24 protein-coding genes are annotated in these 22,128 nt (G+C 68.1%); 13 read left to right on the forward strand and 11 right to left on the reverse strand.

Annotated elements, in window-relative coordinates; translation table 11 throughout:
- The 7 genes from EDC64_RS13535 to EDC64_RS13565 all read left to right on the forward strand — a co-directional run bounded on the left by EDC64_RS13535 (position 1) and on the right by EDC64_RS13565 (position 8,996).
- Entirely contained in the window at positions 1-2,448 is a 2,448-nt protein-coding gene (locus EDC64_RS13535; RefSeq protein ID WP_132032173.1) for a branched-chain amino acid ABC transporter ATP-binding protein/permease, read from the forward strand.
- An 18-nt stretch (positions 2,449-2,466) separates the two neighbouring features.
- Positions 2,467-3,699, forward strand: coding sequence for an amidohydrolase family protein (locus EDC64_RS13540; protein ID WP_132032175.1), 1,233 nt, complete (start codon positions 2,467-2,469; stop codon positions 3,697-3,699).
- Between the two features lie 541 nt (positions 3,700-4,240).
- Positions 4,241-5,428, forward strand: a complete 1,188-nt coding sequence (locus EDC64_RS13545) for an amidase (RefSeq protein ID WP_132032177.1) — start codon at positions 4,241-4,243, stop codon at positions 5,426-5,428.
- Positions 5,429-5,691: 263 nt separating this feature from the next.
- Positions 5,692-6,696: a TRAP transporter substrate-binding protein gene (locus tag EDC64_RS13550; protein ID WP_245504695.1), complete on the forward strand. Its 1,005-nt coding sequence runs from the start codon at positions 5,692-5,694 to the stop codon at positions 6,694-6,696.
- Positions 6,693-7,202: a TRAP transporter small permease gene (locus EDC64_RS13555; protein ID WP_132032181.1), complete on the forward strand. Its 510-nt coding sequence runs from the start codon at positions 6,693-6,695 to the stop codon at positions 7,200-7,202. Before EDC64_RS13550 ends, EDC64_RS13555 begins: the two co-directional genes overlap by 4 nt.
- 16 nt (positions 7,203-7,218) lie before the next feature.
- Positions 7,219-8,499 (forward strand): TRAP transporter large permease, encoded by a 1,281-nt coding sequence (locus tag EDC64_RS13560; protein ID WP_132032183.1) that lies wholly within the window; start codon positions 7,219-7,221, stop codon positions 8,497-8,499.
- Between the two features lie 20 nt (positions 8,500-8,519).
- Positions 8,520-8,996, forward strand: a complete 477-nt coding sequence (locus EDC64_RS13565; protein WP_132032185.1) for a GAF domain-containing protein — start codon at positions 8,520-8,522, stop codon at positions 8,994-8,996.
- Between the two features lie 39 nt (positions 8,997-9,035).
- Here the strand turns inward: EDC64_RS13565 and EDC64_RS13570 are convergent, their stop codons facing one another.
- From EDC64_RS13570 to EDC64_RS23570, 5 genes are all read right to left on the reverse strand, one after another.
- Positions 9,036-9,908 carry a hypothetical protein gene (locus tag EDC64_RS13570; RefSeq protein WP_132032187.1) on the reverse strand — a complete coding sequence of 291 codons (873 nt, stop codon included), beginning with the start codon at positions 9,906-9,908 and terminating at the stop codon, positions 9,036-9,038.
- Positions 9,905-10,783 carry a hypothetical protein gene (locus tag EDC64_RS13575; RefSeq protein WP_132032189.1) on the reverse strand — a complete coding sequence of 293 codons (879 nt, stop codon included), beginning with the start codon at positions 10,781-10,783 and terminating at the stop codon, positions 9,905-9,907. Before EDC64_RS13575 ends, EDC64_RS13570 begins: the two co-directional genes overlap by 4 nt.
- 134 nt (positions 10,784-10,917) lie before the next feature.
- On the reverse strand, positions 10,918-12,396 hold the full coding sequence (otsA, locus tag EDC64_RS13580; protein WP_132032191.1) for an alpha,alpha-trehalose-phosphate synthase (UDP-forming): 1,479 nt from the start codon (positions 12,394-12,396) through the stop codon (positions 10,918-10,920).
- Positions 12,397-12,398: 2 nt separating this feature from the next.
- Entirely contained in the window at positions 12,399-13,229 is an 831-nt protein-coding gene (gene otsB, locus EDC64_RS13585; protein WP_132032193.1) for a trehalose-phosphatase, read from the reverse strand.
- A gap of 302 nt (positions 13,230-13,531) precedes the next feature.
- Positions 13,532-13,672 carry a hypothetical protein gene (locus EDC64_RS23570; protein ID WP_165933765.1) on the reverse strand — a complete coding sequence of 47 codons (141 nt, stop codon included), beginning with the start codon at positions 13,670-13,672 and terminating at the stop codon, positions 13,532-13,534.
- Positions 13,673-13,978: 306 nt separating this feature from the next.
- Here EDC64_RS23570 and EDC64_RS13590 point away from each other — a divergent pair, with 306 nt between their 5' ends.
- Positions 13,979-14,248 carry a bacteriocin gene (locus EDC64_RS13590; RefSeq protein WP_132032195.1) on the forward strand — a complete coding sequence of 90 codons (270 nt, stop codon included), beginning with the start codon at positions 13,979-13,981 and terminating at the stop codon, positions 14,246-14,248.
- Positions 14,249-14,487: 239 nt separating this feature from the next.
- On the opposite strand, the gene EDC64_RS13595 is transcribed toward EDC64_RS13590, so the two are convergent.
- From EDC64_RS13595 to EDC64_RS23575, 3 genes are all read right to left on the reverse strand, one after another.
- Positions 14,488-15,456 carry a transglutaminase family protein gene (locus EDC64_RS13595; protein WP_132032197.1) on the reverse strand — a complete coding sequence of 323 codons (969 nt, stop codon included), beginning with the start codon at positions 15,454-15,456 and terminating at the stop codon, positions 14,488-14,490.
- Between the two features lie 125 nt (positions 15,457-15,581).
- Positions 15,582-15,761, reverse strand: coding sequence for a DUF1328 domain-containing protein (locus tag EDC64_RS13600; RefSeq protein WP_132032199.1), 180 nt, complete (start codon positions 15,759-15,761; stop codon positions 15,582-15,584).
- A gap of 155 nt (positions 15,762-15,916) precedes the next feature.
- Positions 15,917-16,057 (reverse strand): hypothetical protein, encoded by a 141-nt coding sequence (locus EDC64_RS23575; RefSeq protein WP_165933766.1) that lies wholly within the window; start codon positions 16,055-16,057, stop codon positions 15,917-15,919.
- Positions 16,058-16,339: 282 nt separating this feature from the next.
- Here EDC64_RS23575 and EDC64_RS13605 point away from each other — a divergent pair, with 282 nt between their 5' ends.
- Both EDC64_RS13605 and EDC64_RS13610 read left to right on the forward strand, forming a co-directional pair.
- The gene (locus EDC64_RS13605; RefSeq protein WP_132032201.1) at positions 16,340-16,621 is read left to right on the forward strand and encodes a hypothetical protein; all 282 of its coding nucleotides are present in this window, start codon (positions 16,340-16,342) and stop codon (positions 16,619-16,621) included.
- A gap of 180 nt (positions 16,622-16,801) precedes the next feature.
- Positions 16,802-17,017: a NepR family anti-sigma factor gene (locus EDC64_RS13610; RefSeq protein WP_132032203.1), complete on the forward strand. Its 216-nt coding sequence runs from the start codon at positions 16,802-16,804 to the stop codon at positions 17,015-17,017.
- Between the two features lie 373 nt (positions 17,018-17,390).
- Here EDC64_RS13610 and EDC64_RS13615 read toward each other — a convergent pair whose 3' ends face one another.
- From EDC64_RS13615 to EDC64_RS13625, 3 genes are all read right to left on the reverse strand, one after another.
- On the reverse strand, positions 17,391-17,957 hold the full coding sequence (locus tag EDC64_RS13615; protein ID WP_132032205.1) for a sigma-70 family RNA polymerase sigma factor: 567 nt from the start codon (positions 17,955-17,957) through the stop codon (positions 17,391-17,393).
- 212 nt (positions 17,958-18,169) lie between these two features.
- A complete protein-coding gene (locus tag EDC64_RS13620) occupies positions 18,170-18,442 on the reverse strand; it encodes a con-10 family general stress protein (RefSeq protein ID WP_132032207.1) in 273 nt (90 codons plus the stop codon).
- A gap of 86 nt (positions 18,443-18,528) precedes the next feature.
- Positions 18,529-20,139 carry a sensor histidine kinase gene (locus tag EDC64_RS13625; RefSeq protein ID WP_165933767.1) on the reverse strand — a complete coding sequence of 537 codons (1,611 nt, stop codon included), beginning with the start codon at positions 20,137-20,139 and terminating at the stop codon, positions 18,529-18,531.
- Between the two features lie 342 nt (positions 20,140-20,481).
- Here EDC64_RS13625 and EDC64_RS13630 point away from each other — a divergent pair, with 342 nt between their 5' ends.
- From EDC64_RS13630 to EDC64_RS13640, 3 genes are all read left to right on the forward strand, one after another.
- Positions 20,482-21,273, forward strand: a complete 792-nt coding sequence (locus EDC64_RS13630) for a response regulator (protein WP_132032212.1) — start codon at positions 20,482-20,484, stop codon at positions 21,271-21,273.
- 161 nt (positions 21,274-21,434) lie between these two features.
- Positions 21,435-21,755, forward strand: a complete 321-nt coding sequence (locus EDC64_RS13635; RefSeq protein WP_132032214.1) for a hypothetical protein — start codon at positions 21,435-21,437, stop codon at positions 21,753-21,755.
- 17 nt (positions 21,756-21,772) lie between these two features.
- Positions 21,773-22,111, forward strand: a complete 339-nt coding sequence (locus tag EDC64_RS13640) for a hypothetical protein (RefSeq protein ID WP_132032216.1) — start codon at positions 21,773-21,775, stop codon at positions 22,109-22,111.
- The last annotated feature ends 17 nt before the right edge of the window (positions 22,112-22,128 follow it).

Below are 22,128 nucleotides of genomic sequence, written 5' to 3' on the forward strand. Positions count from 1 at the left end.
ATGGGCCGCTTCGCTCTGCCCGCTTCGATCCTCGCCGGCGCCGCGCTGGTCGCCGCCTATGCCTTCCAGGCGGAGAGCTACACGCTGTTCGTCATCGCTCTGGTGGCGCTGACCGCGATCGTCGGGGTGGGGCTCAACATCCTGCTCGGCCTCGCCGGCCAGGTCTCGCTCGGCCATGTCGGCTTCTACGCCATCGGCGCCTATGTCTCCGGCATCCTGATCCTGAAGGGCTGGGACTTTTTCGCCGCGCTGCCGCTGGCGGTGCTGGTGGCGGGGGCGATCGGCGCGCTGCTCGCACTGCCGGCGCTGCGGGTGAGCGGGCCCTATCTCGCCATGGTCACCATCGCCTTCGCCTTCATCGTCGAACACGGGCTGATCGAATGGCGCGACGTGACCGGCGGCGCCAACGGCCTGATGGGGATCCTGCCGCCGACGCTGGGTCCGATCCTGTTCGCCGAGCGCGAAATGGCGCTGCTCGCCATCCTGCTCGCGACCCTCGCCCTGCTCGGCTTCTGGGGCTTGTCGGAGAGCCGGCTCGGACGGGCGATGCGGGCGGTCCGCGACAGCGAGATCGCGGCCCAGTCGGTCGGGCTGAACCCGGTCGGCCTGAAGACCCTGGCCTTCGCTTTGTCGGCGGCTTTGGCCGGGCTCGCGGGAGCGGTGTTCGCGCCGCTCATGATGTTCATCAGCCCCGGCTCCTTCCCGTTCTCGCAATCCATCCTGTTCCTGTTCGCGGTGGTGGTCGGCGGCGCCGGCTCGGTGCTCGGACCGGTCTTCGGGGCGCTGGTCGTGGTCGGCCTGCCGGAGCTGCTCTCGGATTTCGCCGAATACCGGCTGCTGGTGTTCGGCGGCCTGCTTCTGGTGGTGCTGTGGATCGCGCCGGAGGGCATTGTCGGCCTGGCGCGGCGGCTGATGCGGCAGGACCCGCGGCCGGCGCAGGCCGGCGGGATCGATGTCGCGGCGGCGCTGCGGCCCGCCGCCCCCTCGCCGCTCGCCGTCGCCGGCCTCGGCATCGCCTTCGGCGGGGTGAAGGCGGCGTCCGACGTGGCGTTCACCGCGCAGCCGGGCGCCGTGACCTCCGTCATCGGCCCGAACGGCGCGGGCAAGACCACCGTCCTCAACATGATCGGCGGCTTCTATAAGCCGGACGCCGGCACGATCCGCCTCGCCGGCGCGGAGCTCGCCGGCGCCCCGGCCTACAAGGTGGCCCGCGCCGGCATCGCCCGCACCTACCAGACCACCCAATTGTTCGGCACGCTCTCGGTGCGGGACAATGTCCGCATCGCCGGGGCCGATCCCGCTTTGGCGGAGGCGCTGCTCGCCTTTGTCGGCTATGGCGGCCCGGTCGCCGCCCGCGCCGACGACCTGCCGCATGTCGACCGGCGGCTGGTGGAGATCGCCCGCGCTCTCGCCACCCGGCCGCGCGTGCTGCTGCTCGACGAGCCCGCCGCCGGACTCATGCGCGCCGACAAGGACGCGCTCGGCGCCCTGCTGCGGCGGATCGCGGAGACCGGCATCGCGGTGATCCTGGTCGAGCACGACATGGCCATGGTCATGGGCATTTCCGACCATGTCGTCGTGCTCGATGCCGGCCGCCCGATCGCCGCCGGGACGCCCGACGCGGTGCGCGCCGATCCCAAGGTGGTCGCGGCCTATCTCGGCGGCACGGAGACCCGCGCGCGGCGCCGCGCGGTGCCCTGGAGCGGCCCGGCCGACCCGGTGCTCGCGACCCTGCGCCTGTCCGCCGGCTACGGCGCCGCCCCGGTGCTGGAGAATGTCGAGATCGCCGTGCGTCCGGGCGAACTGGTCGCGCTGCTCGGCGCCAACGGCGCGGGCAAGTCGACCGCCATGAAAGCGGTGAGCGGCCTGCTGCGCCCGGTTTCGGGCGAGATCGTGCTGCGCGACGCGCCGGTCTCCGGCCTTCCCGCCCACCGCATCGCCCGGCTGGGCCTTGCTCTGGTGCCGGAGGGCCGCCAGGTCTTCCCCGAGCTCACGGTGCGCGACAATATCCGGCTCGGCGCCTCGGCCCGCGCGGAGCGGCCCGACGCCGCCGCCTTCGCCGCCGAGCTGGACGTCCTGCTGCGCCGCTTTCCGCGCCTCGCGGAGCGGCTTTCGAGCCGCGCCGGGCTGCTCTCCGGCGGCGAGCAGCAGATGCTGGCGCTCGCCCGCGGCCTGATGGCGAAGCCGCAGATCCTGCTTCTCGACGAGCCGTCTCTGGGGCTCGCGCCGGCCATCATCAACGAAGTGTTCGACGTGCTCGCCGAACTGCGCGCGGAGGGCGTCACCATCCTCCTCGTCGACCAGATGGCGGCGCTCGCCCTCACCGTGGCGGACCGCGCTTATGTCCTCGAATCCGGCCGCGTGGTGCAGGCCGGCAGCGCCGCGGACCTCGCCGGCGACGCCACGCTCGAAGCCGCCTATCTCGGCGCCCGTCCCGCCGCCCAATAGCGTTTCTGGAGTATCCCCATGAGCCTCGACCATATTTTCCGCAATGCCCGCATCGCCGGACGCGAAGCCGAGACGTGCGACATCGGCATCAAGGACGGCCGCTTCGCCGCCATCGAGGTAACGCTGGAAGCCGACGCCCCATCCGAGGATCTCGGCGGCCGGCTCGTCGTGCCGGGCTTCTGCGAGACCCACATCCATCTCGACAAATCCTGCCTGCTCGGCCGCTGCCAGTGCGAGAAGGGCACGCTTGACGAAGCGATCGCCGCGGTGGCGGCGGCGAAGAAGGGCTTCACCGTCGACGACGTCCGGGCGCGCGCCACTCGGACGCTGGAAAAGGCCATCGTCCAGGGCACCCAGCGCATGCGCACCCATGTCGAGGTCGATCCCCGCATCGGCCTGACCTCGCTCACCGCCCTGCTCGAACTGAAACAGGCCTATAGCTGGGCGATCGACCTGAGGCTCTGCGTGTTCCCGCAGGAAGGCCTGCTGGACGATCCCGGCTGCGAGGACGTGATGGTGGCGGCGCTGGAAAGCGGCGCGGACGTGGTGGGCGGCGCGCCTTATATGGACAAGGACAGCCACGGCCAGATCGCCCGCATCTTCGCGCTGGCCAAACGGTTCGACGTGGACATCGACTTCCATCTCGATTTCGGCCTCGATCCCTCGCATCTCGATCTGTTCGAGGTGTGCCGGCTCGCCGAGGCGACGGGATGGAGCGGGCGCGTCGCGATCGGCCATGTCACCAAGCTCTCGGCGGTGCCGGAGCCGCGTCTGCTCGAGCTGGGCCGGCGCCTCGCCGAGGCCGGGGTGGCGGTCACCGCTTTGCCCTCGACCGATCTGTTCCTGATCGGCCGCGAATTCGATCACAACGTGCCGCGCGGCGTGGCGCTCGCCCACAAGCTCAAGGAGATCGGGGTGATCACCTCGCTCTCGACCAACAATGTGCTGAACCCCTTCACTCCGTTCGGCGACTGCTCGACGGTGCGGATCGCCAATCTCTACGCCAATATCGCCCAGATCGGCGCGCCCGCCGGCATGGCGGACTGCCTGGACATGGTCAGCACCTCGTCGGCCCGGCTGATGAATCTCAAGGATTACGGCATCGAGGTCGGCAAGCCGGCGGATCTCGTCGTGCTGGAGTGCGAGAGCCGACCGCAGGCGGTCGCCGAACTCGCCCCCGTGCTCCTGGCGGTCAAGGCCGGCCGGCGCACGGTGACGCGCCCCGCCCCGACCCTGCACGCGCCGGCGTGACGGCCGAAGGTCCGGCCGCCCGGCGGCCTTCCGACGGAATGGATGAAAAAAATCCTACTGACTATATTCCTTTCATCTTCGGATCCTGCTATGGTGGCTTCACCTCGCACCAAGGAGGGGCGCGTCCGGAGCGGCCTGACGGGTGGTGCGGGGCAGCGGGTGTCCGACGGGACGGGGACAACGCACCCCGTTCAGTTAGAAAGGAGGCCGAAGGGGACTGCGCACCGATCCGGGAGTGGTTCGTCCGGTCCCGATGGGAGAACCGATCACCCACGCGGCGCAGCCGACACGCCATAAATCCCCGCGCGGGAGCGGACGGAGCGCAGGCTCCGACGTCGAAGATTACCCCTGGCATGCCTCGCCGGCGTGCCGTCCGCTCCCGCATCCCTCCCCCCGCCGGGAAACCGGCGGGGCTGGCGGCGCTGGGCGCGCCGCCGGCGCATTTCCCACCCGAAGATTGAACCCAGACGGATCGAGGCTTTAGACGGGAGCACCTGCGATTCCCGAAGACGCCCGCGGTTCCAGACAGAGAAGGCCAGCCATGCCCGTAACAGATACCCTCGACGCCTTCGTCGCCCACGGCCACATCGACCGCGACCCGACCGGAGACGGACCGCTGTCGGGCCGCAGCTTCGCGCTGAAGGACTTTTTCGACGTGGCGGGCGTGCCGACCGCCGCCGGCAGCCCGGACTGGCTCGCGAGCCACGACGTGCCGCAGGCCAATGCGCCGGTGCTCGATCTTCTGCTCGCCGCCGGGGCGCGGCTCGTCGGCAAGACCCACACCGACGAAATGGCCTGGAGCCTCAACGGCGAGAACCACCATTACGGCACCCCGATCAATCCCGCCGCGCCGGGGCGGATCCCCGGCGGCTCCTCCTCGGGCTCGGCCGCCGCGACCGCGGGCGGGCTGGTGGACTTCGCCATCGGCTCCGACACCGGCGGCTCGGTCCGGCTGCCGGCGAGCTATTGCGGCATTCTCGGCATGCGCCCGACCCATGGCCGGATCCCGATCGGCGGCGCGGTACCTTTGGCGCCGTCCTACGACACGGTCGGCTGGTTCGCCCGCGATCCGGACCTGTTCGCGGCCGTGGGCGCGGTGCTGCTCGGAGATGCGCCGGACCCGTCGGCGCCGACCCGCCTGCTGCAGGCGGATGATCTGTTCGCGGCCGCCGGTCCGGACGTCGCCGCGGCGCTGGCCCCGGCTCTGGCGAAGATCGCCGCACTCTGGGGCGACGCGGAGCCGGTCGATGTCGCCGGCGGCGAACTGCCGGCCTGGCGCAATGCATTCCGGGTGATCCAGTCGAGCGAGGCCTGGGCCGCGCACGGCGCCTGGGCCGAGCGGGTGAAGCCGGATTTCGGCCCCGGCGTGCGCGAGCGCTTCGCCGCGGCGGCGGTGCTCGATCCGGCCGAAGTGGCCGAGGCGATCGCGCTGCGTGGCCGGATCCGCGCGCGGATGGACGCGCTGATGTCCGCCGGGACACTGCTGATCCTTCCCACCGCGCCCGGCATCGCGCCGCTGCGCAACACGTCCGGCCCGGCTCTCGAGGTGTTCCGGGCGCGGGCGCTGGAGCTTCTCTGCCCCGCAGGCCATTCCGGCCTGCCGCAAATCTCCCTGCCGCTCGGCACGCTGGAGGGCTGCCCGGTCGGTCTCTCGCTCCTCGCCGCGCGCGGCGAGGATGCGCGGCTGCTCGCGGCTGCACAGGCGCTGGTCGCGACCCCCGGGTCCTGAGACGGCCGGCATCGCGCCCCCCCGCTGCGCGGCAAAGGGGCGGCACGCGCCCATCGGATGCGCATCCGATGGGCGAAATGCCCGATGCTTAAGCAAGATGGTATACGATCTAAGTATGAAATTGTATCCTACATGCACTGGCCATATAATTTTTTGTTTATTTTCAATAAAATAGGTTTTTAACCCGGAAGATGAGCCGGGACTTGGCACTGCCTTTGCAATTCGGATCCCACCGAAATCGTATGCAAACTGGGAGCAAGGCCGTGTCCGCATTCCCGTCGCTCAAAGCCGCCGGCGCCGTCGCGCTCGCGGCCGCCCTCCTCGCCGCCCCCCTCGGCGCCGCCAGCGCCGAGACTCTCCGCATCGCCGGCAATTTCGCCGCCGCCCATTCCTCCAGCAAGGCGATGGAAGGCTTCGCGGCCGACCTCAAGCAGCGCACCAACGGCGCGCTGGAGGCCGATCTCTTCCCCGGCATGCAGCTCGGCAGCGCGCGCGAAAATGTCGACGCGGTGCGCGCCGGCACCATCTTCGGCACCTGGATCGGGCCCGGCTTCCTCTCCCGCCTGGTGCCCGAGATCGAGGCCGTCAGCCTGCCCTTCGTGTTCAACGACAGCGCGACCGCCTTCCGGGTGATCGACGGACCGGTCGGCGACAAGCTGAACGAGAAGATGGCCGACAAGGGCTTCCTGGTGCTCGGCTGGATGGAACTCGGCCTGCGCAACGTCACCAATTCCAAGCGTCCGATCAGCTCGGCGGACGATCTGAAGGGCCTCAAGCTGCGCATGCAGCCGAACGAGACCCATCTCGCCACCTTCCGCGCGCTCGGCGCGAGCCCGATCTCGATGGACGTGAAGGAGCTCTATTCGGCGCTCCAGCAGGGCGTCGTGGACGGCCAGGAAAACCCCTATTCGATCATCGCCGCGAACCGCTATTTCGAGGTCCAGAAATACCTCTCGAACACCGGACACTTCTTCGACTTCATCGTCGTGGTGGTGAACAAGAAGCAGTTCGACGCCCTCTCCCCGGCCAACAAGGCCGCCCTGACCGCGGCGGTGAAGGGCGCGGTGACGGCGCAGCGCGCCGCCTCGGCCGGCGAGCAGGCCGCGGCGCTCAAGGAGCTCCAGGCCAAGGGCATGGAATATACCGTCCTCACCCCCGAGGCCCTCGCCGTGTTCCGGGAGCGCACCTCCGGCATCGTCGACGAGGTGAAGAAGCGCGCCGGTCCGGAACTGGTCGACCTGGTGCTGAAGGAGGCGAAGGCCCAATGAGCCCGGATCGGGCGACGGCGGCGGCGGGGCGCGCCCTCGCCGCGCTCGACCGCGCGGTCCAGGTCCTGGTGATCGCGGTCACCGGCGCCATGGTGGTCGTGGTCGTGGCGCAGGTCGCCCTGCGCTACGGCCTCGGCCAGTCGTTCGACTGGGCGGACGAGATTTCCCGCCTGCTGTTCGTCTGGGTGGTGTTCCTCGCGCTCCCGCTCGGCATCCCGAAGGCCGCCCATGTCGGCGTCAGCCTCCTGACCGACCGCCTGTCGGACCGGCCGCGCCGCCTCCTGTTCCGCCTCACCAGCCTGATGTGCGCCGCCCTGCTCGCCGTCGTCGCCTATCAGGGCGCGCTGCTGGCCATCGACCAGTGGGAGGAGCCGCTCTCCACGCTCGATGCCAGCGTCGCCCTGTTCCTGGTCCCGCTGGTGTTCGGATGCGCCCATGGCGTCCTGCATTTCCTGGCCCTCGCCGGCAGCGGCGCCTATGCCGCGCCCGCTCTGGTGGTCGAATGAACCGAAAGTCCGCGCCGTGAGCCTCGCCATCTTCGCAGCGTTCATCGGCCTCGCCGTGCTCGGCATGCCGCTCGCCTTCGCGCTGGGGGCGGCCGCGCTCGGCGTCCTGATGGCCGGCAATATCGATCTCAACATGCTGCCCCAGCGCATGATGCATTCGGTCAACGCCTTCCCGCTGATGGCGATTCCGTTCTTCATGATCGCCGGCGAACTGATGATCCGCGGCGGTCTGGCGGAGCGATTGATCGAACTCGCCAACGCCTTCGTCGGCCGGATCGCCGGCGGCCTCGCCCAGGTCACGATCCTGGCCGGCGCCGGCATGGCGGCGGTCTCGGGCGCGGCGGTGGCGGACGCGAGCGCCCTCGCCTCGGTCCTCACCCGCCAGCTCGCGCGGGTCTATGGCATCGGCTTCTCGGCGGCCGTGATCTCGGCGGCGGCGCTGCTCGGTCCGATCATCCCGCCTTCCAATGCCATGATCGTCTATGCCTATATGGCGGGCAGCGGGGTCTCGGTCGCGGCTTTGTTCATGGCCGGCGTGGTGCCCGGCCTGATCCTCACCGCCGGCATGATGCTGCTGACGCGCTGGATCGCGCAGAAGCGCAATTATCCGCTCGCCGGCGAGCCGGTGACGCTGAAGCGGATGGCACGCGAGCTGGTGCGCTCTTGGTCGATCCTGCTGATGCCGGTCGTTGTGATCGGCGGGATCGTCGCCGGCGCCTTCACCGCCACCGAGGGCGGCGCGATCGCGGTGGTCTATGCGCTGCTGATCGGCCTGTTCGTCACCCGCCGGCTGAAGCTCTCCGACATTCCGGCCTGTCTCCTGCACGCCGCCATCATCACCGCGGTCGTCGGCGCTTTGATCGCCTTCGCCTCGGCCGTCACCTTCCTGCTGACCATCGACCTCCTGCCGATCAAGCTGACCCGGCTGATGCGGGACATCACCAGCGATCCGCTGATGTTCAACCTTCTGGTGGCGCTGATCCTGTTCGTGGTCGGCATGTTCCTCGAAAGCAACGCCGCCTACATCATGCTGGTGCCGCTGTTCCACCCGCTCGCGGTCAGCTACGGGCTCGACCCGCTGCACTTCTCGTTCCTGTTCGTGTTCAACCTGGTTCTGGGTTCCCTGACCCCGCCGGTCGGCATCATTCTGTTCGTGGTGTGCGGGGTCGCGCGGGTCTCGATGGGCGAGATCATGCGCCATCTGTGGCCCTATATCGCCTTCGGCTACGCGCTCCTGTTCGCCCTCATGCTGTTCCCGCCTTTGGTCACCGCCCTCCCCCGGGCGCTCGGCTATTGATCCCCCTCGAAGGAGTTTCCGTGTCTGACATTGCACCCACCCCCATTCCGCAGGATCCCGACCTGATCGCCAAGATCGAGGCGATCCTCAATGAACTGCTCGACGCCACCGGCGCCAGCCGCGGCACGCTGCGCGCCGACGATCCGGCGCGCGGCTGGCAGGCCGACACGCCCTGCGCCGAGGTGCTGCGCCACGGCGCGCCGACCATGATGAACGATGCCTCGGTCAATCACCGGGCCGCCGGCACGATCCAGTGGATCATCAAGACCGGACAGATCCTGAAGCAGGAGGACCTGACCAAGGTCGAGGCCGATCCGCCGTGGCAGCTCATGCAGGTGTTCAAGGCGAAGTCGCAGATGGTCGGCCCGGTTTATAAGGGCGACTGGGTCTATGGCTGGGTCTCCGCCCACGACGTCACCGGTCCGCGCCCCTGGACCGAAAAGGACGACGCCGCGATGAAAGCGGCGATCGCGAAGGTCACCGCTTTGGTGTTCTGACCGGCGCCGAGGTCCGGACCGGCGCGGGGCCGGGCCGGATCAGGCGAAGGGCTGGAGCGCCTGCCACCACGGACTGGCGCCCGGAAAGTCCCACCGCGTGCGCAATTCGCGGATGAAGCGGTCGACGAATGCGCTCGACCGGAACCTCTCGCCATAGGTCGCGCTGAGATCCGCGTGCCAGATGATGTTCCGCGCGCAGCCGCAGGTGCGCGGATCGTGCCAGCGCCCGTCGGCATCGACGACCCGGAGGTCGCAGCCGCAGATCGCCGCCTCGCGCAGCACGTTGCTGTAATGGTCGTAGGAATAGAGCGTCCGGGTGCGGCGCAGTTGATCGCCGAGCGCCGCCATGTCCGGCGTCAGATCCTCGAGCCGCGGCAGGTCCCGGCCGTCGGGCAGCGGGAAGCGCGCCGCCAGGGCCGCGCCCTTATAGGTGAAGCTGAGATCCTGCGTCTTCGGCACCGTGGGATCGGGATAGATATGGTCGGGATCCACCAGCCCCAGCCACAGCACGCGGTCGGTCCCGAGCGGCAGTCCCGCGGCCGCCGAGGCTTCCGGCAAACGCTGGGGATCGTAGACGAACACCATCTCGGTTTCGGGATAGACGGTGTCCCCGCCCAGAAGCCCGGGCGTGTTCAGCACCCATCGGACCACGCGCCCGGCGCCGCACGGATTGCCGGAAACGATCTCCGGATAGACGACGATCGCGTCCGCCGCGTCGCCCTCGTGGATCGGGCAATTCCAGTCCGGCATCGGGACCACCGGCCGCGCCAGCACGGCGCTGGGATAGCCGCGCACATTGAGGTGGTGGCAGAGCCGATAGAGCGCGCGCACCCCCGAACTGCGATGGGTGTAGTCCGGCGCCCAGATCAGGAAGGTCTTGGGCGTCTGGCGCAGCCGCTCCGCCCGGGTCACGGCTTCGGGTCCCGATAGGCGGGAAAATAGCCGCGCGTCGCCGCTGTGCCGGCGAGCGCGGCATAGGCGGCCGGATCGTTGACGATGCGAATGAGGTGGACCGGGACGCGGGCATTGGTCCAGCGGGATTTGAACACGTCGAGACCTGCCGCGGCGCCGTCCGGCAATCCGCCGAGGAACAGCCGCAGCCCCTCCGCGCGGGCCATCGCTTGAAGCCCGTGCATCAGGAGGTAGGACGCGTTCCAGGTCAGCCCGTCCTGCGACGGCACGGTATGGAGAATTTGCAGCATGCCGCCGAACACCACGCCGCACGCCATGGCGCCCACACGCTCTCCCGCCCGAACGCGCACGAACACGCTGTCCGTCAGGTCGGCCAGGACCGCGAAATGATCCGCGCCCATGTCGAAGAAGCCCCCGACCAATCCGCGGCGCGCGGCAAGGCCCGCATAGAGGCCGGCGATCGCCATCCGCGCCTCGCGGTCGACGACCCGCTCGAAACAGGCGCGCCGCGCGCAGGCCTCCAACCGGCGATGCGCGCGTGGACTGAGGGGCGGCGTGGGAAGGGCCGGATCATAGACGAAATGGTGCTTGAGCAGAACGTGATCGACGCCCGCAGGTGGCACATAGCCCGGCTGGGCAACGACGGGAATGGCGACCAGATCATCGAAATGCGACCGCAGCGCATCGACATCCCCATCCTCCAGCCAGAGATACGGCCAGGGGGAGATGCCGTCATGCCGGCCCGTGGTGCCGATCGGCCGACGCAGCAGGACCAGGGGCCGCACCGGATGCGCCTGCGCAGCGCCGACATGGCGCAAGGACCGCGCATAATCGAGCCGGTTGAACGGGCACGTCGCTCCAGCGGGCGAGTCCACTGGGCGTGTCACGGATATCATGCGGGCGGAACGATGGGTTCGGTTGACGCTGGGAACCGGCCTGGCGCCCGCCGACAGCCTTGTCGCCACGCAGAGAAAAAGGCAAGTCCCGCCGGGGACCCGCGCGGCCTCTTCTATAGCCGATCCGGCCCGTGAACGCCGTGCCAGCCGGATCCGTAGCCGACGCCCTGAAGCACCGGGCGCGGCAGAGGAATGGCCGCGGTGACGGGCTTGACAGCCGGCGGCATGAGGGCCTCGATGAAGCTCTCGGCCCACTGGTCGATGTCCTGACGGAGAAGCACCGCCATCATGCGCTCGTGGCGTTCGCGCCGCTCGTCGAGAGGCATGTCGAGCGCCCGCTTCAGCGCCGCCGCCATGCCTTCGGTCTCGTGCGGGTTGACCATCAGCGCGCCCCCCGACAATTCGGCGGCCGCGCCGGCGAACTGCGAGAGAACCAGGACACCGGGATTTTCCGGGTCCTGCGCTGCCGCGAATTCCTTGGCGACGAGGTTCATCCCGTCGCGCAGCGGGGTCACCATGGCGACGTCCGCGGCCCGGTAGAAGCCGGCGAGAGCCGAGCGCGAATAGGTCTTGTTGACATAGCGCAGCGGCGTCCAGGAGACGTCGCCAAAGGTGCCGTTGATCTGCCCCGCTTTGTGCGAGAGGAAGCGGTCCATCTCGATATATTCCGGCACCTCGATCCGGCTCTTCGGCGTGATCTGGGCGAAGGTGACGCGGTCCTGCCATTCCGGCGAGGTTCGCAGCAGCGCCTCATAGGCCTCCAGCCGGTGCGGTATGCCCTTGGAATAATCCAGCCGGTCGACGCCGATGATCAGCTTGCGGCCGGCAAGGCTGCGGCGAAAGCCGCGGACATAATTGGTGCGCCCGGCATGGCGGGCGCGGCGTGCGAACGCCTCCGTCTCGATGCCGACGGGGAACGCGCCGATCCGCACCTGCCGGCCGGCAATGTCGAAAATATTGGGGTCGGCCCCCGCCTGGCCGCCGCGGGTCGAGAGATACCGGCCGAAATTGTCGCGGTCGCTCTCCGTCTGAAACCCGACGAGGTCGTAATGGGCCAGCGATCCCAGGATCTCGCCATGCCGCGGCAGCGCCGCGATCAGTTCCGGCGGCGGCATGGGAATGTGCAGAAAGAAGCCGATCCGGTTCGCATGGCCGCGCTCGCGCAGATATTTGGCGAGCGGCATCATGTGATAATCATGCACCCAGATCACGTCGTCGGGCTGGATGATTTTGGAGACGTGCTCCGCGAACAGCCGGTTGACCCGGACATAGCCGGAGAGATCGGCGCGCTGGAACTCGGCGAGATCGACCCGGTAATGCAGGATCGGCCACAGCACGCGGTTGGCGAAGCCGTTGTAATATTCCTGAAAATCGGCCTCCTTGAGGTCGATGACGGCATATTTGATACGGTTGCGGTTGGTGACCACGGGACGATCGGAAGGCTCTTCGGTGATGCGGCCGCTCCAGCCGAACCAGACCCCCGAGCGATCCTTCAAGGCGGCATTGACGGCGACAGCCAGCCCCCCCGCGGCCGCCTTGCCTCCCGCTTGGGGAACGGCAACTCGGTTCGAAACGACGATCAGGCGCGACACGGTCAGACCCTCCGTTCTGCAGAGCGGGCGAGGCGCTTGACCAGCGCGCGCACGTCCTGTGCATGGGGCAAGGTGACGTCGGCACCCGGAAGTCGGCGTCCGACGGAAATGGCGATGCCGTGCATTTCGCGCACGGCGGCGAAACCGGCTTCGTCCGTGACGTCGTCGCCCAGGAAAACCGGGATGCGGCCGGCGAAGGGCGGCGCGTCCATGAAGGCGCGAACCGCCGCCCCCTTGTCGTAGCCACGCCGCTTGACCTCGAACACCATGCGTCCCGGCAGGACCGTGAGGCCGCGCGGATCGCGCGCCACGATGCGGGCGATCTCCTCTTCGAGACGCGGGCCCAAGGCCGGATCGTTGCGGTAATGCAGCGCGACACTGGCGCCCTTGTCCTCGACCAGAACGCCGGAATGCGCGTCGCCCACGCCTGAAAGGTCGGCGCGGACCGCAGGATCGAGCGGCGCCCCCGGCTGCTCCAGAGCCGCGCCCGGAACACGACGCATCTGGGCGCCGTGGATGCCGGAGAGCGCGAGGCTCATCGGCGCGAACAGCCGGTCGAGCACGTCGGCCGCGCGCCCGCTCACGAGGGCGATCGCCCCATTCGCCACCTCGGAGAGAGCGGTCAGGTCGCGGATCAGCGAGGCCGGCACCTCCACCGCATCGGGGTGCGGCGCGATATCGATCAATGTGCCGTCCACGTCGAAGAAAAAGGCATTGGTCGACGGATCGAGCAGGGCTTCGACCTCGTGGATCGGCGTGTCCAGAAGCGCCGTTGCGCCTGCGCCGGTCGCGGCGCCGAATTCTCGCAAAGCAGGCGGAACGGGGTGCGTCATTTCGGCCTTCGACCTCCATCGTGCGGCCCGACGGGATCAAGAAGCGGGCCGTGAGACTTTAAGATGTACCCGATGAACGTCACGGCGCGGCTCGCGGTTCCACCAGACAAAGACCAAAAAAAAGCCACGATGGAAAATCGCGCGAAAAATGCGCAGACGGCGATCACGCGCGCCGCCGGAACCCAAGGCCAACCCGGGGCGTTGCAGGACACAGGCCTAGGAGACAGAACATGTTCGGACACCGATCGCGCAGCTCGAGTGGGGAGATCGCACACCGGCTCGAAGCGCTCCGCACGGACATTTCATTGCTTGGTGAGGCGCTCGCCGGCGCGGCCGAGGAAAGCACCCGCGGCCCGCGCGCCCGGGCGGGACATTATGCGCAGGATGCCGTCGCGCAGCTCGCGCACCGGGCCGAGGATGTCGGACACCATGTCGGCCACCATGCCGGCACTCTGGCGGCCTCCGGCTTGGAGGCGGCGCGGAAGGGACGCGACGTCGCATGGCGCGAGCTTGACGCTGCCTCCCAGCGCACGCAGGAAGTGGTCGCACGCCACCCCGGCACGGTGGTCCTCGCGGCGATCGGGGTAGGATTATTGGTCGGATGTGTGCTTAGCTTGGCGGCGCAGGAGCCCCGCCGGAGCGGTGGAGCCTCGCTGGGCGGTGCCCTCCGCCGACCGCTGGCGAAGGTGTTTCGTTAATCGGTGGAAGCGTTCGGCGCTGCCGGAACAGGATCAAATGGAGAGCGAAAAATGAAGGCGGCAATCATCGTTGTGGCGGCGGGCCTGGTGCTGGGCGGATGCAGCCAGTATTCGGAATCCGACCGCGCGGTCGGCGGCGGCCTGCTGGGTGCCGGCGCGGGTGCGCTGATCGGCGGCGCGGCGACCGGCACCGCCGGTGGCGCGGTGGTTGGCGGCGTGCTCGGCGGAGCGACCGGCGCCATTGTGGGCGCGGCCACCACGCCCAAGGCCTGCTGGGCCCGCGATGCCTATGGCAATTCCTTCCGCGTCGCCTGCCCCTGAGGCGGGCCGTACGGCCGGCCTGATAAGGCCGCCCGCGGCGGGGGATACCAAGCGATGACGGGCGCCCTTCGCGGGCGCCCTTTTCGTTTGAGCGGAGGATCGGGAACCGGCGGGCGGGGGACGGAGTTCAGGATGCGTCGGTCATTGTCATCGACGCCTCCAGATTGACTATCGGCGGATCTCCTCGCGGTGATCCGCCCTTTTTTTTGCACGTAAGGCCCACCATCCGGACCTGAACCTCAGGCGGGGGCCTTCTCGACCTTGGCGGTCTGTGGCACCGGCGGGTCCTGACAGGCGGGCTCTGCGGGAACCAGAGGCGGGGCCGGGGCGCGGGTCGAGACGAAGACCTCCACGTCCATGCCGAGAAACGCCGTGGGCGACCCCGAAAAGGTGCCGACGACGGGAGAGGCCTGGCGTGGATCGCGCACCACCGCCACGCGCACCAGATGGTCCGTGCCGACGAGCGCATTGGTGGGGTCGAAGGCGATCCAGCCGGCCCCCGGCAGATACACTTCCGCCCAAGCGTGCGTCGCGCCCGCCCCGCGGAAGTCGCCGGCCGCGTCGCGGGCGACGTCGAGATGCGGCGTATAGAGATAGCCCGTCACGAAGCGGCCCGGAAAGCCCAGCTCCCGCACCGCCTCGATGAAGAGCTGCGCGAAGTCGCGGCATGTGCCGCTCTTCAGCGCCAGGGTCCGCGCCGGCGTCTGGGTGCCCAGCTCGAAGCGGGCATTGTAGGAAAACGCGTCCTTGATCGCCGAATTGATGCGATGGAGGAGTTCGAGCGTGCCCATCGTTTCGCCCGGCGCGATGAAATTGGCGACCCAGGCCTTCACCTCGCCCTCGTCCTGCTGATGCCGAGTAAACATCTGCGAGGCCTCGAACCGGTCCTCGCTGGAATAAACGAAGGGATAGGTGGCGGCCGCCGGGTCGAGGAGGGCCTGAAGGTCCGGCGTCGCATAACTGTCGAGATCGAGCACGCTCTCGATCAGCAGTTCGCTGGCGGGCGCGTGAAAATCCACCAAGGCGATGGAATTTCCGAAAACGTCGTAGATGTAGCGGACCACGCCGGACGGCGACAAGGTCAGGCGCGCCTCGTGGAGCCGCAATTCGTGGCTGTCGCGCGGCCGGAGCATCAGGCGATGCTGGCCGAAGCTCACCGGCTCGGAATAGCGATAAAGCGTCTTATGTTCGACGGTCAGCCGACGCATGGAGGTCCCCGTTCGCCGTCACGATAGGACCCGGACACCGCAAAAGCCATGCTTGCGGCGGCGCTGTCCCCCGCCAAAGCGGGGTGCGCCCCATCGGACGCGCCCCGCTGCGGGCAGCCTGCCGCCTATCGAACCGTGGGGCCGCGGCCGCGCATCAGGCCGATGACGGCGGAGATGAGGAACAAGGCGATGGCGACGAAGAAGATGATCTTCGCGATCTCGATCGCTGTCCCGGCGATTCCGCCAAAGCCGAGGACGGCGGCGATCAAGGCCACGACGAGAAATGTAACAGCCCAACCCAGCATCTGCGTAACTCCTGGTTCGACCGGCCGTAAGGCGGCCGGTCATAAGATCTTGCGGACTGCGCCGCAGGCACGAGAGGCGGGAGCTCTCTCCGGCTCGCGGTTCGCTTTCAGAACTTGGCGGTGACGGCTTCGGTTCCGCGCCGTTCGCGGACGGCCTAACGGGGCGCGGCGATGTCCAGCGGGTGCCATTCCCACACGAGGCGCAGGAACGGGCCGGTGCGGCACGTCACCAGCCATTGCTGCTCCAGTCCCCGCCGGCCCCAGCGCAGCGCCGGCAGACGATCGCGCGACACCACGACGGCGGGCCTGTTTCGGTCGCGGTCGGCGGGGCCCGACGCAGGCCTGGTCGAGGCTGTCCTCTGGTATCCCACGGTCCTCTATCTCCTCGTCGGTGCGCAATGGTATCGACGAAAGTGGAACCTCTCCCGTGGCACACCAGTTCCTCCTTCGACGAGCGGTAATGGCGCCTTGTGCGCATCCGCTTTTTTTTTCGCGGGAGACCCGGAAGTCGCGGAACCAATCCCGAGGTGCGACGTTCACGGTCGACTATGTTTCGCTGGATGGGGAGGACATCGCCCATGCCGACAACTCGAGAGGCCGACGAGGCCAAACGACGCGAAGACTGGAACCAGTTGTCATCGCCGCACGGCTATGATCAACCCGAGTTCGGTCCTGCGCTTGCACCGCGCGACTATAAGCGTCCCCGCCCCGGCGCGGACGACGAACGGCGCCGGTTGCGCGATGCCGACGCCGCCATGCAAGGCGGCGCAGCGCGTCCAAACGAAGTCCAAAATAATGAGAAATGGGACGATGAAGACGATGAGGGCTCCACGTCCGCATCCCGCCTCTACCGCGAATGAGGGTGATCTTGTTCGTTCCCCAACCGCATTGTACCGTTGGTCTCCGCCTTTGGGCGACCGTCCGGTGCGATGCGATCGGGATGTGACCGGGTCCTCCCCTTCGCCAGCTAATGAAGACATCTCATGCGACAGCAGCGGTCAGACCGGCTCATGACGCAAGACCAGAAAGAGGGAAGCGCGATGCGGGCCCCTCATCGCCGGGATATTTCTGCGCGGCAGGATCTTCTCGGTAAGGAATTGCGCCAATTGTTCGACGATTATGCCCACGAGGACATGCCGGACGAGCTGATGAAGCTCGCCCAGCAGCTTCAGGGGGCGTTCGAAACGCGGCCCGAGGACGCGGCCGGCGACGGCGACGGACCCGACGCGTCGAAATCCAAGCCCCCCGGCCTTTGAGGCCGACGCCCGATGAGCCCGCCTCCCCGGCGGGCTTTTTCATTACATGAGGCGTTCTGTTGCCCGGTGCCGAGGTCGTGAAGGGAAGACTTTGCCCTTCGGCCAGAGCTGGCGCCCGCGCCTGACGGGCCTGTCCACCCGTCGCAATCCCGGACAAGGCACCCGGACCGGCGCAGCGCGCCCGTCCAGAGCATGCGCCGATCCGCTTGCATCGCAAGCTTATCGGATCAGGCTCTAACCGACGCGCCGGACGCGCCTGCGGCTCCGCGCAAGCACCCGACAAGCGTAAGCTGCCGCAGCCCCGCCGAAGCGGGGCCGCACGGCAGCCGAATTGAACAGATCGAACAGGAAGAGAAAACGATCCGCAGCCGGATCAGCTGCGCGCGGCAGACAAAGCGAGCGCATCGCCTTCCACCACATCGGCCGTCTCGTTGGCGCCCATGAGCACCAGCAGCTTGGCCCGAGCGCGGTTGACGCGGCTCTTGATGGTCCCGAGCGCGCAGCCGCACACTTCGGCCGCCTCCTCGTAGGACAGACCCGCCGCACCGACCAGGACCAGCGCCTCACGCTGGTCGGAAGGCAGAAGTTCGAGCGCTTCCTTCAGACTGCGCAGCGTCACCGACCATTCCTGACCGGGACCCATATTGGAGTCTTGCTGGGAGAGCGTGGAAATGCCGTCGCTCTCGCGACGCCGCTTGCGGATCTCGGTATAATAGGTGTTGCGCAAAATGGTGAAGAGCCAAGCCCGCAGATTGGTGCCCGGATCGAACTTGTCGATGTTCGACAAGGCCTTCAGCAGCGTTTCCTGGACCAGGTCGTCGGCTTCGGTGCGATTGCGCGTCAGCGAGCGGCCGAAGGCGCGCAAAGCGGGCATAAGTTCCAGCACCTGAGCCCGCAGATCCGCAGCGTCTTTGGCGGACGTCGTCCGAGGCAGCTCCATTGGACCCCTGCTATCCATTCGTTCCCGATGAAACACGCCCAAGCCCCCTTCGCGCACTGTGCGGACGGCTATCTGCGCCGCACGACCACCATTGCGGCAACGCAGGCTGAGAAGTGCAGACCCTTCCTGAGGAACATAACGGCCGGCGGCGCGGAAGGTTCCAGCTCCGTGCGACAAAAGCCGCTGAACTGTCGCCCGCGCCGCCGAACGCCTCAGGTCCGGCCGGAGCCGGAATGCGACGCCTGTCCGCCCTTCTGCCCCGCCTGAGATGCGAGCGACCGATCGCGGGAGAACGAGCGATCTTCGTCCGCCACGCTCTGCCCGCCCTTCCGGCCCGCGGACGAGGCCAACGCGCGATCCTGCGAGAAGCTCCTCTTTTCCGGCGGCACGCTCTCTCCGCCCTTGCGGGCGATCGCCCGCTGCTTTTCGGCATCCATCGCCGCAAAGCCGCGGTTTGACGTGCCTTTCGCCTTTCCTTGTACCATCCCATTGCTCCTCGGAGTGCAACGAGCCTGCGCGACTCTCGGGAGCAGAACGGATTTTCTCCGCCGAGGTTCCGCCGAAACGTCGCTCAGCCCCGCTTCACCCGCGGCGGGAAGCGAACTTCCACCTGCGAACCCGACGGTGTGACGGTGGTCGTGATGGTGCCTCCGAGCTGGCGGGCGAAGCCGTGCGCGAGCGGTGCGCGGGTCTCGCCGAGCTCCTCGGAGAGGGTGGCCGAAATATCGATCCGCAGCACCAGCATGCCGGTCTCTTCCATGCCGCGGATCGCCATGTGCGTCGGGCTTCCGGCTTCGCCATCGGCGAGGATCAGAACGACTTCCGTCAGGAGCAAGGCCAGCGGCACCGCGAGGTCGGTGGGCAGCGCCAGATCCTCGGCGTCGACCACGATCAGCACATTACGGTCGACCGCAACTTCGAGCAGCGCGGCCAGCTCGCGCAGCAGCTCGCGCGAGCGCACCTCCGAGCCCTCATTGGCCTCGTAGAGGATGCGGTGGACGACCGCGAGCGTGTTCACCCGCATGCGCAGATGATCGAAGCGCCGCCGGTCCTCCTCGCCCCGCACGCCCGAGCCGTAGAGACTGAGAAGGCTGACGACCACCTGGAGGCTGTTCTTGATCCTGTGGTGAATCTCGCGCACCAAAGCGGTCTTCTCCGCCAGGCCCTCGCGCAGCTTGCCGTCGCGCTCGCGGATCGCCGAAGCCATGTCCTCGATGGCATTGCCGAGCACGCGGAATTCGCTCGGCGCCAGATCCATGCGCGAGGGCCTGAATCCGTAATGGCCCTGCGCGTAGACCGCCGTGACGCGCCGCAGATACAGCAGCCATTGAAGCACCATGCGGTCGGTGGCGAGCCAGATGGCGACGATCGTGAAGGCCAGCATGAAGATCGGCAGAATGAAGGAGACGGCGACGTGGAACGCGGTCCATTGGAACAGCTGATCGGTCGGCTGGGCGAACGCGACCAGCAGCTCGTGCCGGTCGAGGCGCGCCACGGCGAAGCTCCAGGAGCGGCCCGCATCATCACGGGTCTCGCCCAGTTGTCCGACATAATTGGCGAGGTTTTGGCTAGCGAACAGGCGCGCGCTGATCGCCGGGGCGTTGGACACCAGTTGCGCGCCCCCCGCGGTCAGAACCGCGGCCACACCATCGGTGAGCGGCGCCTCGCGCTTCAGAAGATTGTCCAGCCATCCGGCATCGATGGCGACCGAGAGCGCACCTTCGAACGCGCCGGACGTGCCGAACAGCGGCAAGGTGCCGGCAATGACCTCGCCGCGCGTGATCGGGCTGACGATCCGCCCGCTCAGAACGAACGCCTTCGCCTTGCTGGCGGCGAGCCACCATGGACGCTGCGACACGTCGGTGCCCACCGGAGACAGCGCCGAGCAGAGGACGATGCCGTCCGCGCTCAGCAGGGCGATATTTGAGGCGAAGGGCAAGCTGAGGGTCGCGCCATAGAGCGTCGCCACGCACTCATCGCCGCCGTTCCGCACGTCCTGAACATTCTTCAGCGCCTGGAGCACGTTTTCGGCGGAGGCGATGACGTTCTGCTGGCTGCCGGCGCCGGCGATCGCCCCCTGAAGCAGCCTGTGCTGGGCTTCCTCCGTCGCGCGCCGCAATTGGAGCACGCCCTGAAGCATGCTCGCCGATGCGATCGGCGTGATGGCGATGAGAATCACCACGATCAGGCCGCGTCGGACGCTATCCAGAAGGTGACGGGGATGCCCGGCCGCGGATGCGAATATGGCATCTCGTTCGCGATGACGCGCCCGAGCCGCCTCGCCTCTCACCCACCCCATGCCGAACCCCGCCTCCTACTCCGCCTCACCGATCTGCCATCGGCGGAGATCGTCCGCCAGCCGCCAGCCATTGCCGGCCGCGAAGGATTGACGAAATACCACATCCCATCCTGTATTGCTGACGGCTGCAGGGCTATAATGCGCAAGGCTGGGATCCGGTTCCTGAACATGGAACTTTTCGTGGCGCCCCGCGTTACAGCCGACTTTGTCCGAGGTGAGAGTGGCATGCCACAGCAACAGCTCCTTAAGCAGCTTCCCCTTCTGAGGCGCTATGCGCGAGCCCTTCTCGGGGGCCAAAAGGCCGGCGATCAGCTGGTTCAGGAAACCCTCCAGGCGATCCTGGATCGCAAGGTGACCATAGCGGCCGGATTGTCCCCGCGGGTGGCGATCTACAAGGCGTTCCATGAAGTGTGGACCCTCCGGCCGGCGCAGCACGGCACGGCCGTGAGCCGCGCCGACCAGCGCCTTCAGCAGCTCGGTGCCGTGTCGCGGGTCGCCCTTCTCCTCACCGCGATGGAGGGCTTCTCCTTCGCCGAGGCGGGTTCGATCCTTTCGATCCCGCTCGACGAGGTCGAGGCGCAGGTGGTGGCGGCGCAGGCGGAGATCGACGCCCAGCTCGCCACCCGCGTTCTGATCATCGAGGACGAGTGGGTGATCGCGCTCGATCTCAAGACCCTGGTCACCGAACTCGGCCACGAAGTGGTCGGCGTCGCGCCGACCCATTCCAAGGCGATCGAACTCGCGCAGCAAGGGAATTTCGGCCTGGTCCTGGCCGACATCCAGCTCGCCGACGGCTCGTCGGGCATCGATGCGGTGACCGACATCCTCCAGAGCTTCAACGTGCCGGTGATCTTCATCACGGCCTTCCCGGACCGGCTGCTCACCGGCGAGCGGCCCGAGCCGACCTATCTCATCACCAAGCCCTTCCTGAGCGAGAACGTGAAGGCGACCATCGCCCAGGCCCTGTTCTTTCACGACGCGCGCAGCGGCGCCGAACCAACCGCGCGCATCGCCTGATCCCGGCGGAGCCGGGAAAAGGGGGGAACCGCGCCGGTCGAGGGGCGTTTCCCTCCGGCAGTCGAACGGAACCGCGGCACATGGCGCGGGCCTTTCGGCTGCAGGGTCACGGCGGCCGCGCAGCCTCGCGGCGATCGAAGCAGTCTATCTGGAGGGTGCACATGGCGGATACGCCGAACTTGAATCTGGGCGCGACGCCGGGCAGTGCCTCGGCCGACGAGCCACACATCGCAGAGCTCAAAGCCGATCTCGCCGCCGTCAAGGCGGATCTGGCGCAGCTCATGGACACCCTCTCCCGCACCGCGCGGCATGGTGTCAACGGCGCCACCGGCGAGGCGGAAGCCGCGATCGGCGAGGTCTCGGACTGGGCCGAATCCCAATATGAAAGCCTGCGCGAGAACATTCGCGCCCAGCCGCTGACCGCGTGCGCGATCGCGGCCGGAATTGGAGCCCTGCTCGGCCAGATTCTCCTGCGCCGCTGAACCTTGGAGGGGCGTCCGTGGTCCAACGCGCCGTGCTGCTGTTCGTCGCCGTGGTGTTTTTATGCACCGGTACGGCATTTCTCGGAGTGGGGCTGTATCACGCTTTGCTTCTCAGCCTTGCGCCATGGGCCGCGGGCCTGATCACGGGCGGGATCGGTCTCGCTCTGGCGGGCCTCCTCGCGGCCATTGCGACGCGGCGCCGCCGTGTGGTCGCGGCTGCGCCCCTCACGGGGTCCGCCTTCGGCTTCGCGACATCCTCGGTGTCGCGAGCGGTGGAGAACCACCCCCTCGCCGCCATCGCCGCCGCGGCGGCGGTGGGTCTCATCCAGTCGATGATCCTGGGACGCCGCCGCTAAAGAATGATCCGATCAGG

Source organism: Aquabacter spiritensis, assembly GCF_004346185.1.
GTDB lineage: Bacteria > Pseudomonadota > Alphaproteobacteria > Rhizobiales > Xanthobacteraceae > Aquabacter > Aquabacter spiritensis.

Bases quoted from the DNA above. Each gene is read 5' to 3' on its own strand.
- EDC64_RS13535 (WP_132032173.1), top strand. From the start codon at position 1: ATGGGCCGCTTCGCTCTGCCCGCTTCGATCCTCGCCGGCGCCGCGCTG.
- EDC64_RS13540 (WP_132032175.1), top strand. From the start codon at position 2,467: ATGAGCCTCGACCATATTTTCCGCAATGCCCGCATCGCCGGACGCGAA.
- EDC64_RS13545 (WP_132032177.1), top strand. From the start codon at position 4,241: ATGCCCGTAACAGATACCCTCGACGCCTTCGTCGCCCACGGCCACATC.
- EDC64_RS13555 (WP_132032181.1), top strand. From the start codon at position 6,693: ATGAGCCCGGATCGGGCGACGGCGGCGGCGGGGCGCGCCCTCGCCGCG.
- otsB (WP_132032193.1), bottom strand. From the start codon at position 13,229: ATGACGCACCCCGTTCCGCCTGCTTTGCGAGAATTCGGCGCCGCGACC.
- EDC64_RS23570 (WP_165933765.1), bottom strand. From the start codon at position 13,672: ATGGTGGCCGACATGGTGTCCGACATCCTCGGCCCGGTGCGCGAGCTG.
- EDC64_RS13590 (WP_132032195.1), top strand. From the start codon at position 13,979: ATGAAGGCGGCAATCATCGTTGTGGCGGCGGGCCTGGTGCTGGGCGGA.
- EDC64_RS13595 (WP_132032197.1), bottom strand. From the start codon at position 15,456: ATGCGTCGGCTGACCGTCGAACATAAGACGCTTTATCGCTATTCCGAG.
- EDC64_RS13600 (WP_132032199.1), bottom strand. From the start codon at position 15,761: ATGCTGGGTTGGGCTGTTACATTTCTCGTCGTGGCCTTGATCGCCGCC.
- EDC64_RS13605 (WP_132032201.1), top strand. From the start codon at position 16,340: ATGCCGACAACTCGAGAGGCCGACGAGGCCAAACGACGCGAAGACTGG.
- EDC64_RS13610 (WP_132032203.1), top strand. From the start codon at position 16,802: ATGCGGGCCCCTCATCGCCGGGATATTTCTGCGCGGCAGGATCTTCTC.
- EDC64_RS13615 (WP_132032205.1), bottom strand. From the start codon at position 17,957: ATGGAGCTGCCTCGGACGACGTCCGCCAAAGACGCTGCGGATCTGCGG.
- EDC64_RS13620 (WP_132032207.1), bottom strand. From the start codon at position 18,442: ATGGTACAAGGAAAGGCGAAAGGCACGTCAAACCGCGGCTTTGCGGCG.
- EDC64_RS13630 (WP_132032212.1), top strand. From the start codon at position 20,482: ATGCCACAGCAACAGCTCCTTAAGCAGCTTCCCCTTCTGAGGCGCTAT.
- EDC64_RS13635 (WP_132032214.1), top strand. From the start codon at position 21,435: ATGGCGGATACGCCGAACTTGAATCTGGGCGCGACGCCGGGCAGTGCC.